Consider the following 14,321-nt stretch of genomic DNA (forward strand, 5'->3'; position numbering starts at 1 on the left):
CGGCTGAGCGCGCCCGAGGTGGCGCGGCGCATAGGCGTCTCGCGCCCCCGCGCGCGAGGCGATGCTGATGCTCGAGCGCGAGGGTTATCGACGTGCCTGCTGAGCCAGCCGCCGCCCGACGACGCGACGCACGACATGGCGCTTCAACCCGGCCAGAATCCCGCGTTTGTTCAGCTGTTGGAAAAGGCGCTCTCCTGAAGACAGCAGGCGATCGGCGACCTCATCGAGATCGACGCCCAACAACTCGTGGTCACGCTTGCGCCATTGGCCTGCGATCATGACTGCTTCGATGTTCGCGATGCTAGCGTGCAGTGCCGCGGCTACCGCGTCGTGGGCCGGCCAAAGATTCAAAGCAGTCGCATCGACTACCGCCAAGTCGGCCTGCATCCCAGGCAGGAGGCGGCCGACATCTTCAGACAAGCCCAGCGCGCGTGCGCCCTCCACCGTGGCCCAAGACAGGACTTGCTTGCTGGTAATCGTTGCTTTCCCGGCACCGGCTCCCGTGAGTTGGCGTTGCATCAGGTGATCCATTCCGCGCTGATGCGCCGCAGCTATGCGCGCGGCAAGCAGGATTTCGCTGGAAACGACGGTGTCAGCGTCCGTTCCGAGCGATGGTGCGGACCCTAGTTTCAGCAGCCGTCCGGTGATCGGGATGCCATGTCCTTGGCCGAGCTCATTCTCGGGGGTGATGGTGAAGCTGGCTCCCGCGTCCACAAAGGTCTTAAGCCATTCGTCGCTGAGGTCTGCGCCGTGCACGATGTTTGTGCGCGGTCCGATCAGGCGCGCGTCGCGTACCGCCGCCCATGCCGGACTGGGCTGGCCGCCGCTTTGGTGCATGGACACGACGAGGCCGCGCTCGTTAGCGGCGCGGAAGTCGGCAAGCGCCACCGCCGGTGTCGAATACTGCGGCCCTTTGATCGCCATTCCCAGGGCGAGAAGTCGGTGGCGGCGGATCGGCCCGTTCAGCAGCGCATCGATTTCGCTCAGCGGATGAGGCGCATCAGCCGCCGAATGGGAAGTTCCGTGCATGAAAACCGCACGGATGCGCGCATCCACCAACCCTTGCACAGCTTGCGTCGCATGGTCCGGGGACTGCGTGTTGTGGCACCAGTCACCCAGCGTTGTGACACCACAGTTGATCTGGTTCAGTGCGCCCGCGAACGTGGCGATGCGCATGTCCTCGGGCGCATAGCGTCCCGCCACGCCTCCATGCATGTTGGACAGGTAATCGACCAGCGTCCAGTCCGCGCCCACGCCGCGCAGCGCGGTTTGCCACGTGTGCAGGTGCGCGTTGATTAGGCCAGGTATGACGATCCGGCCCCGCAGGTCGGCAACCTCGGCACCGTCCGAGGGGAGGTCCTCGCCGATCGCGGCGATCCGATCGCCTTCGATGAGGATGTCGATCGCCTCGACGTCGGGCCGGCCGGCGGCCATGGTGATGACCTGCGCGCCAGTGAGAAGCAGCGGTTTCATTTCACGAATCCCATGTCAAATACTCCTGACGCTGACGCAGCGGGGAGGGACCGATCGAAGCGGGGTGTCATGGCTGCCGCTGCGGCAGCTGTGCCGGAGAGTAGGTCTTTCGTCGCGATATGGCCGATGTAGCCGTCCGGCCTGATCAGCATCAGAGTGTCGCCGGCCACGCCGTAGATTCGCTCGAACGAACGCAACGAGTCAATCAGCCCGACGTCTGCCACCGCGCCGTTTGCGCTGATCGCGACGCGCTTCAGCGCCGCGCCGCAGCTAGGCCACGGCAGCCGGGAGAGTTCGTGCGCCGCCCGCGGGCCATATGCGATCGCGGTGAAGTGCCCTCCCCTGAAGACTTCGAAGAGCCGCACCGGCGCGTCGTCGGCGAGCCGGCGCAGCGGTGCGTCCGGTGCACGGTCACCGGCGCGCAGCGTCCGCGTCACATCGCCGCTGCGGGCCAGGGGTCCACCCTGGTATGTGAGCCGTAGCTGATGTTCATCCTTGCCGCGGCGCAGACTCGACGGGTCGAGCTTGGCAATGCCCTCGTATTTCCGCGTGGAAAGCCCGAGCACGCCTGCCGCAATCGGCTGCCGCTCGGCCTCGTAGGTGTCGAGCAGTTCCTGCGGTGCGCCCGCTAGGACCTGCGCAAGCTTCCAGCCGAGGTTGTACGCGTCCTGGATGCCGGTGTTGAGTCCTTGTGCTCCCGCGGGGGTGTGCACGTGCGCGGCATCGCCTGCGATGAAGACCCGGCCGCGCCTATAGCCTTCGGCCAGCCTGATGTTCGGCCTGAATACCGACTGCCACTGCATGCTGTTCAACTGCACGCGCGGATTCCGGATCCGCGACTGGATTCGCTGAGCGATGGCGGGCAGCGCATCCGGCGGCGTTTCCTGCGGGGACAACCGGATCATCCATTGGAACATCTCGCTGTGCGGCAGAGGGCAAGCGCCGATAAACCGCCCTTTCGCGCCGGGCCAGATGTGCCAGCGGTCGCGGGAGAGCCCCGAGGTGGCGGCATCCACGATGAGGATGCGGTCCTCCTCATCTGTAGATCCGACAAAGCCCAGCCCGAGCTGTCTTCTGATCGCGCTCGAACCGCCATCGGCACCGACAAGGTAGCGCGCCGTGATCCGCTGCGGGCCATCCGGAGTCGAAAGCTCGCAGAGTACGCGATCCGGCTCCCGAGTGAATGACCGAAGCTCCTTGCGGTACTCGACGCTGCCGCCCAGCCGCTCGAACGCTTCGTGGAGCGCCCGATCAATGCGAAACTGTGGGATCAGCCAGGTGTTGGGATACGGAACGTCGTCACTGGCCTCGCTCTGACTGAACATTCGCAAGGGGATGGTGAGGGGCCCCAAGTGGATGCCCATCTTGGGATAGAGGCTGCCTCCGCGCAGGACCTCTTGCAGCACGCCAAGGTCTTCGAATACCTCCATGCTGCGAGGCTGCACGCCTTTAGCGCGTGAGCCGCCGAATGCCTGGGCACCGCGGTCGATCATCCGGACGCTGATACCCCGACGTGCCAGGTCGATGGCCAGGGCGGTGCCGGTAGGTCCGGCACCGGCGATCAGAACGTCGGCGAATCCATGATCTTTCATTGGGTGAGTCTTTCAGTCTGCTCAAAGGTTTTCAGGAACCGAGCGGACGCGTCAGCGACCCACTGCGGTTGCTCCTCCGGCAGCAGGTGTCCCGCGTTGGGATGGACCAATTCCTGGGAGCCCCGGATGTCGCGTGCAAAGTGCTGGCCGCCGATCGATCGGCTTCGCAGCACGAGGGTTGGCGCGACAATGCCTCGGATCTCCGCGCTTCGGTCCGCGTGGTCGATGTTGACCATGTCCACCAGGGCCGAACGGTTGCCGGGAAGATTCGACAGCGCGTGAACCCGGTCGATCATGGCGTCGTCGACGATGTTCGAGCCGGGACTGACCAGCTTGCGCAGATTGCCGGCCACTGCGCTACGCGGCATCCATCGGCGCAGCAACGGCTTGAGCAACGGATTCCGCATGAGCTTGAAGGCAGCGGGCAGCGCCTTTTCCGGGTAGCCCGTTGCGTTAATGAGCACCAGCGCGGTCACGTTGTCCGGATGGTCCAGCGCAAGGTTCCAGGCGATGTTGCCCCCCAGCGAGTGGCCGACCACGGCGTATTGAGGAACCCCGATCGCATCCATGAACCGGTGCACTGTCGCGGCGTAAGTGCGAATGCGGTAGTCGCGATCAGCGCGCGGGCCAGACAACCCGAATCCCGGCAGGTCAAGTCGGATGACGTCGCAGAACACGGACATCGCGGCCGACACCGCCCCCACGCTGTGCAGCGAGCCGCCGGAGCCGTGGACGACAAGTACCGGTGGCCCGGCACCGGCCCGCTTGTAGTGAATGCGCAGGCCGTCGACGGCTACGAAGCGGGAGTCCGGCTGCGGGAGAGTCCAGGTCGTCATATTGGCTACATTGTATCCAATAATTAGACTGCCCTCAAGGCTCGAGTCACCCGGGAGAACCCCCACGGAGCCTCGTGCAACGGTATGTCAGCCAGCGCGTCCGGTATGGGAGGCGGGGCCTATCTCCTCATCGATCGGTCTCCGGGGGCGCACCGAAGCTGAACGCGCCTCGGTGAGACAGGCGCAAGAACTCGGAGTCGATCAGCTCTCGAACGAGCGACTGGGCCGGGTTGGGTTGCGGATCGATCCGCGTGGCCAGCGCCAGCTGGCGGTTGAGCTGCACGCCCGAGATTTCCGAGAGTACGATTTCCGGCAGCGGCCCTTTGGCATCCTTAAATACCGACACGGGCATGATCGTCGCCCAGCGCCCGCGGGACACCAGTTCGCGGATGGAATCGACGGAGTCGATCTCCGCATGCACGTTCAGCGCCTTACCCAACGCGAGCAGCTGGCTCTCGACAATCCCCCGGTGCAGGCTCGTCATCAACAAGGGAATCCGGGCGAGTTGCCCGACCTGCACCACCGGATCGACGCGCATGGAGGCGTGCGACACCAGTGCAAAGGGCTCCGCCAGCAAAGGGTGAAACGACAACGCGCGCCCGGGCTCCGGATTGGTGACCACGGCCATGTCGACGATGCCGCGCTCCAGCCATTCAAGAAGCGTCGGCGTGAATGCCTCGCGCGCCCGAAGTGTCACCCCATCGAGCATGCGGCTGCAGCTTTCGAACACACCGGGGACCAGAAGGCGCGCCAACGTGGGCGAGGCACCGACCACCACGGTCGCCTCCTCGCGCAACTGGCCGCGTGCCAGCTTCTGACCCATGCGATCGGATTCGCCGAGCATGCGCTGGGCAGCCTCGTACACCGTCACGCCCGCCTGCGTCAGCCTCACCCCGCGCGGCAAGCGCTGCAACAAGCGAACCCCCAGCTCGGCCTCCAGATCGCGCATCTGGCGTGTCAACGCGGGTTGGGCAATCGGTATCGCGGCCGCAGCCGCCGTCAGGCTGCCAGCGTCGGCAACCGCAACGAAATAGCGCAGCGTGCGCAAGTGCATAAGGGTCTCCTGAATGACCAGCCGCTTGGTATCTCGGAATGATATGGAGAACGCGCCGAGCGAATCGGCGACGACCTATTCCGTTTATCTGCATCACATTCCTGCATTAGCGCGGATGCAGATTTCGGATGAGGTGTCGCAGATCCGGCCGAATCGGCCGGCGACGTGCTCCGCGGAAGCTCGCAGCGACGAGCACGCGACTTGCCGCGGCTCAGGCCATGCCGGTACGCCTCCCGCAGCTTGATGCGAGCAAACAGTAAACGTGCAAGCGACATAAGCGTGCGGCTCAGCTGGGGTAGAGCGTCGACCTGTACTCGCCAAGCCACCCGTCGATCGCGCTGTCGCCCGGGCCGGCCCTGCCGACGAAATGCCGGACTGATATGGCACCCGCGGCAATCGGTATTTGTGGGGTTGGCCCTGCCTGCGTAGGCTCGCCGCGCTGACGATCGCTGGTGGACGCGCCGCGGCATCTTCTCGCCAGTTGGCGCGGCCGTTAAGAACCGGCGGCTTGCCAGGTCGGCTCAACAGTTACCCCCTACTCCAACGCCTTCGAAAGGAATCCGATCGTGCCTCCGACCACCATCCTGTCCGGATCGACCCCGAGCACCGGGACCGCTTCCGCAGACCCATCAAGGCCGTTGCCCACAGTCCGTATCGCGCTCATATTGCTCGTGCTCGGCTTGTCGTACATGGTCAACGCGATGGACCGGCAGGTCTTTCCCGCCGTCCTCGGGTCCATCAGCAAGGAGTACAGCTTGACGCTGTCCAGCGGCGGCTTCCTCAGCACTTCGTTCGCCCTGAACATCGCCATCTTCGGCGCGCTGAGCGGATGGTTCATGGCACGCTTTGGCCGGCGCGCGACGCTGCTGGGCGGTATCGTCGCATTCTCGATCTTCACCGCGCTGACGCCTCTGGCCGAGAGCTATTTCGGCCTGGCGGTCTATCGCTCGTTGACAGGCGCGGGCGAGGCGCTACACATCGGCGCCATCTTCGCCTGCATCGGCGCGTATTTCGGCGAGCGCCGGGGGATGGCCATCGGCGTCATCAATGCGTTCTTCGGCATCGGCGCATTCGTCGGCCCGGTCGTCGGCACGCTGCTCCTGGCCCAGACAGGCTCATGGCGCCTGCCGTTCCTTGTCTTCGCGGGAGTGGGCGTACTCGGCGCCCTGCTCGTGTGGGCGGTCGTTCCGAAGAGCTTCATGGAATCTGCTGACACCGAGGGCCTCAGTCCCGGCGAGGCGAATGCGAAACCACCGATGTCGATCCTCCTGTCCCGCAACCTGGTACTTGCCGCGTGCGGCTTCTCCTTGATCGGCTTCACGCTGTTCGCGTATGTCTCGCTGTACGCCACGTTCCTGCGCACGACCGCGGGCTACACGCCCCTCGAGGCCGGTGCTGCGTTCGGCATGTACGGCATCGGCGCGCTGGGCGCGTTCGTCGGCGGCTGGGTGAGCGACAAACTGGGCACGAAGGGGACGTTCGCCGCGCTCTCCGCACTGGCGGCCTTGGGTTTCGGCCTCTTCCACGGGCCGAGCGCCCACACGGTCCAGGGGGTACTCTCCGCCGCATTCGGTTTCCTGATCAGCGGCTATCTGTACCCGCGCTTCATGTCGATCCTGCAGCGCAGCGTGCACCCGTCGCACCTCGGCTACGCGATGGCCATCGCGATCCCGATGTTCTATCTGCCCGGCCTGGTGGCGGGCTATCTGTTCGGTCGCTTCGTGGAGCTGTACGGCTGGTCCGTTGCATCGACCCTGTCGGTCTGCCTCCCTGCAGGCTTGTGCTTCCTTCTGATGCTCTTCTACCGTCCTTCCGAGGCGCGCGGAGGCTGATGTCGAACCCGCGGCGTGCCGCGCTACGCGGCACCAAAGCCGAACGCCCCACGCTGCGTAAGACGCGCGAACTGGCCCTCGAGGAGTTCCTGCACCAACGACTGCGTCAGACTTGGCCACGGGTTCGTCCGGGTTGCGAACACCAACTGCCGATGCAGTTGCACGCCGAACATTTCGGACAGGACGATCGGCGCGGGTGGATGCACCCTCCTTGAACATGGAGACCTGCATGAAGGCCGCCCAGCCCTCGCGATGGATCATCTCGCGGATCAAGTCCATGGAATCGATCTCCACGTGTACCTTGAGCTGCTTGTTCAATGCCACGCCCGCAGGGCCGCTGCGCGCCAGCTTGTGCCCGAGCCGCTCCGGCTCGGCCAGCATGCGTTGCACCGACTCATCCACCGAAATTCCGGCCTTCCTCATCGGCACGTCTCTCGGCAGCCATTCGAGCAGCTGAACGCCAATGTCGGACTCGAACTCGCGGATCTGGCGGATGGGCGTAGCTTGCGCGATCGGCATTCCAGCCGCCGCGACGGTGAGGCTGCCCGCATCCATGATCACGACGCAATACCTCAGCGTCTGAGATGCATGAACGAAAGCGGGACGGCGACCGTCCAAGCCATCGCATCGTGATATGGCACGACCAGAAAACGGTATTGGACAGAAGGTCGCACCAGGGAATAACCTGCAGCCAGTCCGATGCTTCGGCATCGATGAGCCCTCAAACAATGCCTCTTTCCCGGTATCCATGAACGTGCATTCCCAGGTTCCTCAAGAAGTGCTGCGACGTTTCATCACGACAGCCTTCGCCAGCCAAGGTCTGCCACCTGCAGACGCGAAACAGGTCGCCAGCCTGATGACAGAAGCCGACTTGCAGGGGAGCGACGGACACGGCGTGATCCGCCTGCCACAGTACCTGAAGCGACTGCGCGCAGGCGGCATCAACAAGCAGCCCAACATCCGCGTCATTTGCGAGCGCGCTGCGACGGCAGTGGTCGATGGCGACAACGGAATGGGCCACTTGGTGGTCTCCAGAGCTGTGGACATCGCGATCTCGAAAGCCCGCGAAACCGGCGTCGCATGGGTCTCAACGCGCTATAGCAACCACGCCGGTCCGGCCTCGCTGTATGCGAGGCGGCCGCTGCAGCACGACATGCTGGGTCTGTATTTCGCGGTGGGCAACGCGAATCACCTGCCGCCTTGGGGCGGCATGGAAATGCTGTTGTCCACTAACCCCATCGCCGCGGGGATCCCCGCGGGTGAAGAGCCTCCGGTCGTCCTCGACATGGCGACGACCGTCACTGCTTACGGCAAGGTCAAAGCGAAGGCAAAGCGGGGCGAGCAGATGCCTGTCGGCTGGATGATCGATCGCCAGGGACAGCCCTTGCTCGACCCCAACCGCGCGGGGGAAGGCTTCCTGCTGCCCATCGGTGGGCACAAGGGATACGGTCTTGCGCTGATCGTCGGGCTGCTGGCGGGGACACTGGGCGGCGCGGCGATGGGCCGCGATGTGGTCGACTTCAATGCCGATCATGTCTCCGTCACCAACACGGGACAGGCCATCCTGGTCATCGACCTGGCAGCCTTCGGGGACCCTGGACACTTCAAGGATCACGTCGACCGGCTGGTGCGCGACATCCGCAGCAGCGAGCGCCTGCCCGGTGTCGAGCGAATCTGGCTGCCGGGCGAGCAAAGCCTCCAGAAGCGGCAGCGTTACTCCGAAGTGGGCATACCCATCTCTGCCGCGCTGATGGATGAGCTCAACATGCTCGCGCGCGAACTCGGCATTGACCCACTCATGGCCGAGGTATCAGCATGATCGTCTCCAGGAACCCAGCTACCGGCGAGACACTGGTGCGCGTCGACGCGCACGACGCCTCGATCATCGAGCAACGCCTGGCGCGGGCACATGCCGCACAAAAGAACTGGGCGCAGGTGCCCTTGTGCGATCGTGCGGTCGTGTTGCAACGAGTTGCGCAGGAGTTGCGTCAACTGAAGGATGACCTCGCGCGGACGATCACACTCGAGATGGGCAAGCCGTTCGCAGAATCGATCGCCGAGGTCGAGAAGTGCGCCTGGAACTTCGATCACTACGCCGACGCGGCAACCGCAATGCTCGCGGACGAGATCGTCCCCAGCGGCGCCAGCGACAGCCGCATCGTCCATGACCCGCTAGGGCTCGTGCTGGCCGTCATGCCGTGGAACTATCCCTTGTGGCAGGTCCTGCGCGCGGCGGCGCCGATTCTCGTCGGCGGCAACGGCCTAGTCCTCAAACATGCCAGCAACGTGCCGCAATGCGCCCTCGCCATCGAGGCCTTGTGCCGGCGTGCCGGGCTGCCCGATGGGCTGGTGACGGCACTGCTGGTCGGTGCCGAGCGCGTTCCTGCCCTCATTGCCGACGACCGCATCAGCGCCGTCACATTCACGGGCTCGACGCCCGCAGGTCGAAGCATCGCCGCCGCCGCGGGCCAGTCGCTCAAGAAGCAGGTTCTCGAATTGGGTGGCTCGGACCCCTTCATCGTCCTGGCGGACGCCGAAATCGAGACTGCAGCAGCCATCGCTGTCAAAGCCCGCTTTCAGAACACGGGCCAGAGCTGTATCGCGGCCAAGCGCTTCATCGTCGAGCAGCCGGTAGCCGATCGTTTTGTCGAAGCCTTTTGCGAGCACGTGCGCAAGCTCGTCGTCGACGATCCCTTGAAGGCCGGGACCACCCAAGGTTCAATGGCCCGCACGAGCCTGCGCGAAGAGCTGGACGTGCAGGTACGAGCCTCCATCCAGGAGGGCGCCAGATTGCTGCTGGGTGGACGCCCGGTGCCCGGACCCGGCGCGTTCTATGAGCCGACGGTGCTGGACCACATGCGCCCGGAAATGACGGCTGCACGCGAAGAGACGTTCGGCCCCGCGGCAGCGATCATTCGGGTGCGCGATGCGGACGAAGCCCTCCTCGTGGCCAACGGTACCCCGTTCGGCCTTGGCGCGGCTGTATGGACCACCGACCTCGATCGCGCGGCCCGCCTGGCCAGGAAAGTCGATGCAGGCGCCGTGTTCGTCAACGGCCTCGTCGCTTCCGACCCGAGGCTGCCCTTCGGAGGCATCAAGGCCTCGGGCTATGGCCGCGAACTCGGTCGGCTTGGGCTGCTCGAATTCATGAATGCGAAAACCGTCTGGACTGGGCCTGCTCGGGCCTGAGAACAAGGAGAACTCTATGACTGCAAGCCACATCGTACTGCGCCCTGATCGGATCAAGGCTCACGAGCGCGGAGGGGGTGCGCGCACCACGCCCCTGGTCCTTCCATCGGTCGGCGCCACCACCTTCATCACCGGAATCACAGAATTTGCGCCGGCCGCGGCGATTCCGTTCCACAGCCACAACTGCGAGGAGAGTGTCGTGCTGCTGGAAGGCCAAGCCTACCTCGACATCGCGGGGGAGGTCCATGAATTGCGGGCGCTGGACACCACATTCATACCACCGAACGTTCCGCACCGCTTTCGCAACCGATCCGAGACCGAAGGCATGAAGATTCTTTGGATCTATGCATCGACCAATGCCACACGGACGCTCGTCGATACCGGCGAGACACGGCCCGTCACGGCCGAGCATTCGAATTAATACGACAAGGAGACATCCATGGGACTGCGATTCCTCGAACACCTGCTGATCCTCACCCACGACCCGGAAGCCACCCGGGACTGGTTCGTCGAAAACTTGGGCTTCCGCAACGGCGATCACCCGGAATTCGGCTTTCCGGTCTACTGGCTCTACATCGGCGACCAAGACGTCATCCACATCGGGAAGGCGCGCTACTCGAGCCACCAGGACACATATCTGAAGACGCCGACCGACAAGGAAGGCGAGGACTTCAGCGCGGCAGGCGCGCTCGGCTCCGGACGGATCGACCATCTTTGCCTCAACTGCGAAGGCATCGAGGAGTTCATCGAGCGACTGACTGCGAACGGCGTCGAGTTCAACGAGCGCAAGGCGCACAACTCGAACCTGTACCAGTTGTTCATGCGCGAGCCGATCAACGGCATCAAGGTCGAGCTGAACTTCGCTTGGCACGAGGCGGCGCGCATCGGCCGCGTGCCGGCATGGACCGACGCAGGTGCCAATGAGAGCACTACTGCCGAAGTGATGACCGCCAAGCCAGCGGTCCCGATCTCGAGCTTCTGACCTCCTCTCGCCCACGCCACGGCTGCTGCGCTAGCGGCCTCGGCGGAGCTTTGCCTGAAACCTTTCGCTTATGACGACCCAAATCACCGCAGTCCGTATCCATACCCCCGGGGGCCCTGAAGTGCTGCGGCTCGAGGAGTTCGAGCTGCCGCCGCCCGGCGCCGGCGAGGTACGCATCCGTCACACAGCTATCGGCCTGAACTACCAGGACATCTACACCCGTTCCGGCCAGTACCCGGCCCCCATGCCCAGCGGGCTGGGCACCGAAGCCGCGGGGGTCGTGGAAGCGCTCGGCGAAGGGGTCCGCGGCTTCGCTATCGGCCAGCGCGTCTGCTATGCCAGTGGTCCGGTACTCGGTGCGTGCGCAACGCACCGCAACTATCCGGCCGCGCGACTGCTGCACTCACCTGCGCACATGAAGGACGAGACGCTGACCGCCTCGCTGCTGAAGGGCATGACCGTCGAGTACTTGCTGCAGCGCTGTTACCCCGTGCAGCCCGGCCAGTTCGTGCTCATGCACGCGGCCGCCGGCGGCGTGGGTCTGCTGGCCGGCCAGTGGGGAAAGGCGCTCGGGGCGAGGATGATCGGCGTCGCGGCCGGCCGCGAGAAGGTGGCGCTTGCACTGGCCAATGGATACGAGTTCTGCATCGACCGATTGACCGAAGACATCCCTGCACGGGTGAAAGAGATCACCGGCGGACGCGGCGTGCCGGTGGTCTACGACTCGGTCGGCAAGGAAAGCTTCGAGGCGTCCTTGGCGAGCCTCGCGCCACGCGGCTATTTTGTCAGCTTCGGCACAACGACCGGCGCCCCCCCGCCGGTGCCGGCATCGACGCTGCAGAAGATGGGGTCGCTTTACTTCACGCGACCGACGCTGGTCACGTACACCGCTTCGGACGACGACTTGCGCAACTCCGCCGCCACGGTGTTCGCGATGTTCGAGCGGGGGGCCCTGCACGTGTCTGTGAACCAGCGCTATGCGCTGAAGGACATTGCGCGCGCGCATGCCGACCTCGAAGGCGGTCGCACGATGGGATCGAGCGTGATCCTGCCCTAAAGGACCGATCAGCCATGCCCGCCTACTGGATCGCCCGCGCCGCCGTGAAGGACCCAGCGCGATACAAGCGCTACACCGATCGCGTGCCTGCCATCGTCGCGGCGCACGGCGGCCGCGTCCTAGCGCGTGGCGGGCGCTTCAGGATTCTTGAAGGCCCGGCTGATTTCCATCGTTTCGTCGTCATCGAATTCGGCAGCTTCGAGGCTGGCATTGCCTGCTTCGAGTCGGCCGAGTATGTGGCCGCCGCTAGCGCGCGCCGGGGTGGTGCCGGTGTGGTCGAGATCGCCCTCGTAGAAGGAGGTGACGCAACACCCTGATTTCGAAAGCCGTGCATGGCTGGTCAGCCATGCCAACAAGAGCATGGAGACATCAAATGGAATCGAAAGAACGAATTGGACGCAGGTCGTTCGTCATGGGGCTGTCCGCTGTCATGGCCGCGCCCAGGGTCCTGGCCTCGGATGCTTTTCCCAACAAGGCGGTCAAGCTAGTCGTGCCGTTTCCGCCCGGCGCCAACGTCGACGTCATGGCTCGCATCTTCGCTGAGAAGCTGTCGCGGGAGTTCGGACAGGCGTTCGTCGTCGAGAACAAGCCGGGTGCCGGCGGCTCGTTGGGTTGGAACACCGTCATGGAACGAACCGCCGATGGCTACAACCTGTTCTATTCGGTGCGATCGATCATGGGAATCACGCCGCACGTGTTTCCCAAGATGAAGCTAAACCCGGTGAAGGACTACACCGCCATCAGCCAGGTCTGCACGCTTCCGCATGTGCTGATCGCGACGCCGAATGCGCCCTTCTCGAACATGAAGGAGTTGGTCGACTATGCGCGCAAGAACCCGGGCAAGCTCGACTACGCGTCGCTGGGCGTCGGCTCGCATCCCCATCTGGCCGTCGCGTACTGGGCGCAGCAGCTGGACCTCAAGATCAATCACATCCCGTACACCGGCAATCCAGCGACGGATGTGATGGCGGGCACCGTACCGATCTTCCTCGAAGGTTCCGGCACCGCGGTGCCGCGAGTGCAGTCGGGCGGCGTCAAGGCCATCGCCGTGAGCGGCGCCAAGCGCATCGAATTCCTGCCCAACGTGGGAACCATCAACGAGTACAAGCCGGGGCTGGATGAGGACGGGACCATCGGAAGCACATGGCACGGCTTCTTTGCCCGGCGCGGCACGCCTGCGGAGATCGTCTCGGCACTTAACAAGCAGATGGTCAAGATCGCGCAGGACCGCGACACCATCAGACGCCTGATGGAGTTCGCCGCCGTCGGCACCGGCACCAGCGCCGAGGCGCTCAACACCGCGATGGCGAAGGACTACGAGTTCTGGGGTGACATCGTCCGCAAGCTGGAGATCACCACCACCTGAACCTCGCTCGAAACATGGACTAAGCACCTGCGCGTCACGCACGAAAACGAGTCCGATCTGGCGACATCGAGGTCCAGCGTGTAGAGGTGGGCTGCGGTGAATCGCCCCGGCTTCCCTAGACACTTTTGAGCCGTTGGAAATAGCGTCGTTCGAACTCTACGGGCGACAAGTCGCCGGCGGTGTTGTGGCGACGCCTGGGGTTATAGAACATCTCGATGTAGTTGAAGACATCGGCCCTGGCCTCATCGCGCGTCGAATAGATCTGTCGGCGAATGCGCTCTCGCTTGAGCAATTGGAAGAAGCTCGCGTAGGAGGCCGGCACGCTGTAGCGGTTGCGCTCGAAGTGCACCAGGCAGGTGGGCGAGACACGCTTGGTGTGCTCGACGAAACCATCGAAGGGCCTGGGCACCGGCATGAGCAGCGCACGCTCCTGCACCCAGACTTCGGCGATGGTGCCCGGCAGCTTGCCGTGGGCGATCTGGCCCCACAGCGCCTTGCAGCGCTCCTCCAGCCAGCCGTTGAGCAGCGCCAGCGTGGCAAACGCAGGCACGGGCTGCCACAGTCGGTGCCGCGCATCACGCACGTTCTTCTCGACCTGGCCCTTCTCCCGGCCGGAGGCCGGGTTGCAGAACTCGGCCTCGAACAGGTAGTGACTGACCATGGCGCCGAAGCGCGCGTTGATGTCTCGCTCCTTGCCGCGGCGTACCTTGTCCACGGCCGTCTTCATGTTGTCGTAGATGCCCCGTCGCGGTACGCCGCCGAGCACCTCGAAGGCTCGGTCGTGCGCGTCGAACAGCATCTCGTGGGTCTGCAGCAGATAGGCGCGCACGATGAACGCGCGGCTGTGGCTGAGCTTGAAGTGCGCCACCTGCAGCTTGGTGCGCTCGCCGGCGATGACAGCCCAGTCCTCGCTCCAGTCGAACTGGGTCACTTCTGGATG

At 64.6% G+C, this 14,321-nt stretch carries 13 protein-coding genes and 2 pseudogenes; 9 read left to right on the forward strand and 6 right to left on the reverse strand.

Features of this window, described 5'->3' with window-relative positions:
* Nucleotides 1–84: 84 nt before the first annotated feature.
* From FHT32_RS32400 to FHT32_RS32415, 4 genes are all read right to left on the reverse strand, one after another.
* On the reverse strand, nt 85–1,473 hold the full coding sequence (locus tag FHT32_RS32400) for an amidohydrolase family protein (RefSeq protein WP_176668645.1): 1,389 nt from the start codon (nt 1,471–1,473) through the stop codon (nt 85–87).
* Nucleotides 1,470–3,065 carry an FAD-dependent oxidoreductase gene (locus FHT32_RS32405; RefSeq protein WP_176668646.1) on the reverse strand — a complete coding sequence of 532 codons (1,596 nt, stop codon included), beginning with the start codon at nt 3,063–3,065 and terminating at the stop codon, nt 1,470–1,472. Before FHT32_RS32405 ends, FHT32_RS32400 begins: the two co-directional genes overlap by 4 nt.
* Nucleotides 3,062–3,901 (reverse strand): alpha/beta fold hydrolase, encoded by an 840-nt coding sequence (locus FHT32_RS32410; protein ID WP_176668647.1) that lies wholly within the window; start codon nt 3,899–3,901, stop codon nt 3,062–3,064. The genes FHT32_RS32405 and FHT32_RS32410 overlap by 4 nt, the downstream gene beginning before the upstream one ends.
* A gap of 127 nt (nt 3,902–4,028) precedes the next feature.
* Nucleotides 4,029–4,955, reverse strand: coding sequence for a LysR family transcriptional regulator (locus FHT32_RS32415; protein WP_176668648.1), 927 nt, complete (start codon nt 4,953–4,955; stop codon nt 4,029–4,031).
* Nucleotides 4,956–5,521: 566 nt separating this feature from the next.
* On the opposite strand from FHT32_RS32415, the gene FHT32_RS32420 reads away from it, so the two are divergent.
* Together FHT32_RS32420 and FHT32_RS32425 are read left to right on the forward strand one after the other, a co-directional pair.
* Nucleotides 5,522–6,787 (forward strand): MFS transporter, encoded by a 1,266-nt coding sequence (locus FHT32_RS32420; RefSeq protein WP_176668649.1) that lies wholly within the window; start codon nt 5,522–5,524, stop codon nt 6,785–6,787.
* Between the two features lie 229 nt (nt 6,788–7,016).
* A complete protein-coding gene (locus tag FHT32_RS32425; protein WP_176668650.1) occupies nt 7,017–7,244 on the forward strand; it encodes a hypothetical protein in 228 nt (75 codons plus the stop codon).
* A gap of 44 nt (nt 7,245–7,288) precedes the next feature.
* On the opposite strand, the pseudogene FHT32_RS35510 reads toward FHT32_RS32425, so the two are convergent.
* Nucleotides 7,289–7,537 (reverse strand): annotated as a pseudogene (locus tag FHT32_RS35510) (hypothetical protein); the annotation flags it as partial.
* On the opposite strand from FHT32_RS35510, the gene FHT32_RS32435 reads away from it, so the two are divergent.
* The 7 genes from FHT32_RS32435 (at nt 7,536) to FHT32_RS32465 (ending at nt 13,381) form a co-directional block, all read left to right on the forward strand.
* A complete protein-coding gene (locus FHT32_RS32435; protein ID WP_176668651.1) occupies nt 7,536–8,606 on the forward strand; it encodes an Ldh family oxidoreductase in 1,071 nt (356 codons plus the stop codon). The pseudogene FHT32_RS35510 and the gene FHT32_RS32435 overlap by 2 nt on opposite strands.
* Nucleotides 8,603–9,976, forward strand: a complete 1,374-nt coding sequence (locus FHT32_RS32440; RefSeq protein ID WP_176668652.1) for an NAD-dependent succinate-semialdehyde dehydrogenase — start codon at nt 8,603–8,605, stop codon at nt 9,974–9,976. The genes FHT32_RS32435 and FHT32_RS32440 overlap by 4 nt, the downstream gene beginning before the upstream one ends.
* A 16-nt stretch (nt 9,977–9,992) precedes the next feature.
* Nucleotides 9,993–10,397: a cupin domain-containing protein gene (locus FHT32_RS32445; protein ID WP_176668653.1), complete on the forward strand. Its 405-nt coding sequence runs from the start codon at nt 9,993–9,995 to the stop codon at nt 10,395–10,397.
* An 18-nt stretch (nt 10,398–10,415) separates the two neighbouring features.
* Nucleotides 10,416–10,958 (forward strand): VOC family protein, encoded by a 543-nt coding sequence (locus tag FHT32_RS32450; protein ID WP_176668654.1) that lies wholly within the window; start codon nt 10,416–10,418, stop codon nt 10,956–10,958.
* Between the two features lie 70 nt (nt 10,959–11,028).
* Complete coding sequence (locus FHT32_RS32455; RefSeq protein WP_176668655.1) at nt 11,029–12,015, forward strand: quinone oxidoreductase; 987 nt, start codon at nt 11,029–11,031, stop codon at nt 12,013–12,015.
* Nucleotides 12,016–12,029: 14 nt separating this feature from the next.
* Nucleotides 12,030–12,332: a DUF1330 domain-containing protein gene (locus FHT32_RS32460; protein ID WP_176668656.1), complete on the forward strand. Its 303-nt coding sequence runs from the start codon at nt 12,030–12,032 to the stop codon at nt 12,330–12,332.
* Between the two features lie 56 nt (nt 12,333–12,388).
* Nucleotides 12,389–13,381, forward strand: a complete 993-nt coding sequence (locus FHT32_RS32465) for a tripartite tricarboxylate transporter substrate binding protein (RefSeq protein WP_176668657.1) — start codon at nt 12,389–12,391, stop codon at nt 13,379–13,381.
* Nucleotides 13,382–13,496: 115 nt separating this feature from the next.
* On the opposite strand, the pseudogene istA reads toward FHT32_RS32465, so the two are convergent.
* Nucleotides 13,497–14,315 (reverse strand): annotated as a pseudogene (gene istA / locus FHT32_RS32475) (IS21 family transposase); the annotation flags it as partial.
* Between the last annotated feature and the right edge of the window lie 6 nt (nt 14,316–14,321).

The sequence above is a fragment of the Variovorax sp. SG517 genome (assembly GCF_013376045.1).
Classification (GTDB): domain Bacteria; phylum Pseudomonadota; class Gammaproteobacteria; order Burkholderiales; family Burkholderiaceae_C; genus Variovorax.

Coding starts and splice junctions, on each gene's coding strand:
- FHT32_RS32450 (WP_176668654.1), top strand. CDS start 10,416: ATGGGACTGCGATTCCTCGAACACCTGCTGATCCTCACCCACGACCCG.
- FHT32_RS32415 (WP_176668648.1), bottom strand. CDS start 4,955: ATGCACTTGCGCACGCTGCGCTATTTCGTTGCGGTTGCCGACGCTGGC.
- FHT32_RS32435 (WP_176668651.1), top strand. CDS start 7,536: ATGAACGTGCATTCCCAGGTTCCTCAAGAAGTGCTGCGACGTTTCATC.
- FHT32_RS32445 (WP_176668653.1), top strand. CDS start 9,993: ATGACTGCAAGCCACATCGTACTGCGCCCTGATCGGATCAAGGCTCAC.
- FHT32_RS32460 (WP_176668656.1), top strand. CDS start 12,030: ATGCCCGCCTACTGGATCGCCCGCGCCGCCGTGAAGGACCCAGCGCGA.
- FHT32_RS32410 (WP_176668647.1), bottom strand. CDS start 3,901: ATGACGACCTGGACTCTCCCGCAGCCGGACTCCCGCTTCGTAGCCGTC.
- FHT32_RS32440 (WP_176668652.1), top strand. CDS start 8,603: ATGATCGTCTCCAGGAACCCAGCTACCGGCGAGACACTGGTGCGCGTC.
- FHT32_RS32425 (WP_176668650.1), top strand. CDS start 7,017: ATGAAGGCCGCCCAGCCCTCGCGATGGATCATCTCGCGGATCAAGTCC.
- FHT32_RS32405 (WP_176668646.1), bottom strand. CDS start 3,065: ATGAAAGATCATGGATTCGCCGACGTTCTGATCGCCGGTGCCGGACCT.
- FHT32_RS32455 (WP_176668655.1), top strand. CDS start 11,029: ATGACGACCCAAATCACCGCAGTCCGTATCCATACCCCCGGGGGCCCT.
- FHT32_RS32400 (WP_176668645.1), bottom strand. CDS start 1,473: ATGAAACCGCTGCTTCTCACTGGCGCGCAGGTCATCACCATGGCCGCC.
- FHT32_RS32465 (WP_176668657.1), top strand. CDS start 12,389: ATGGAATCGAAAGAACGAATTGGACGCAGGTCGTTCGTCATGGGGCTG.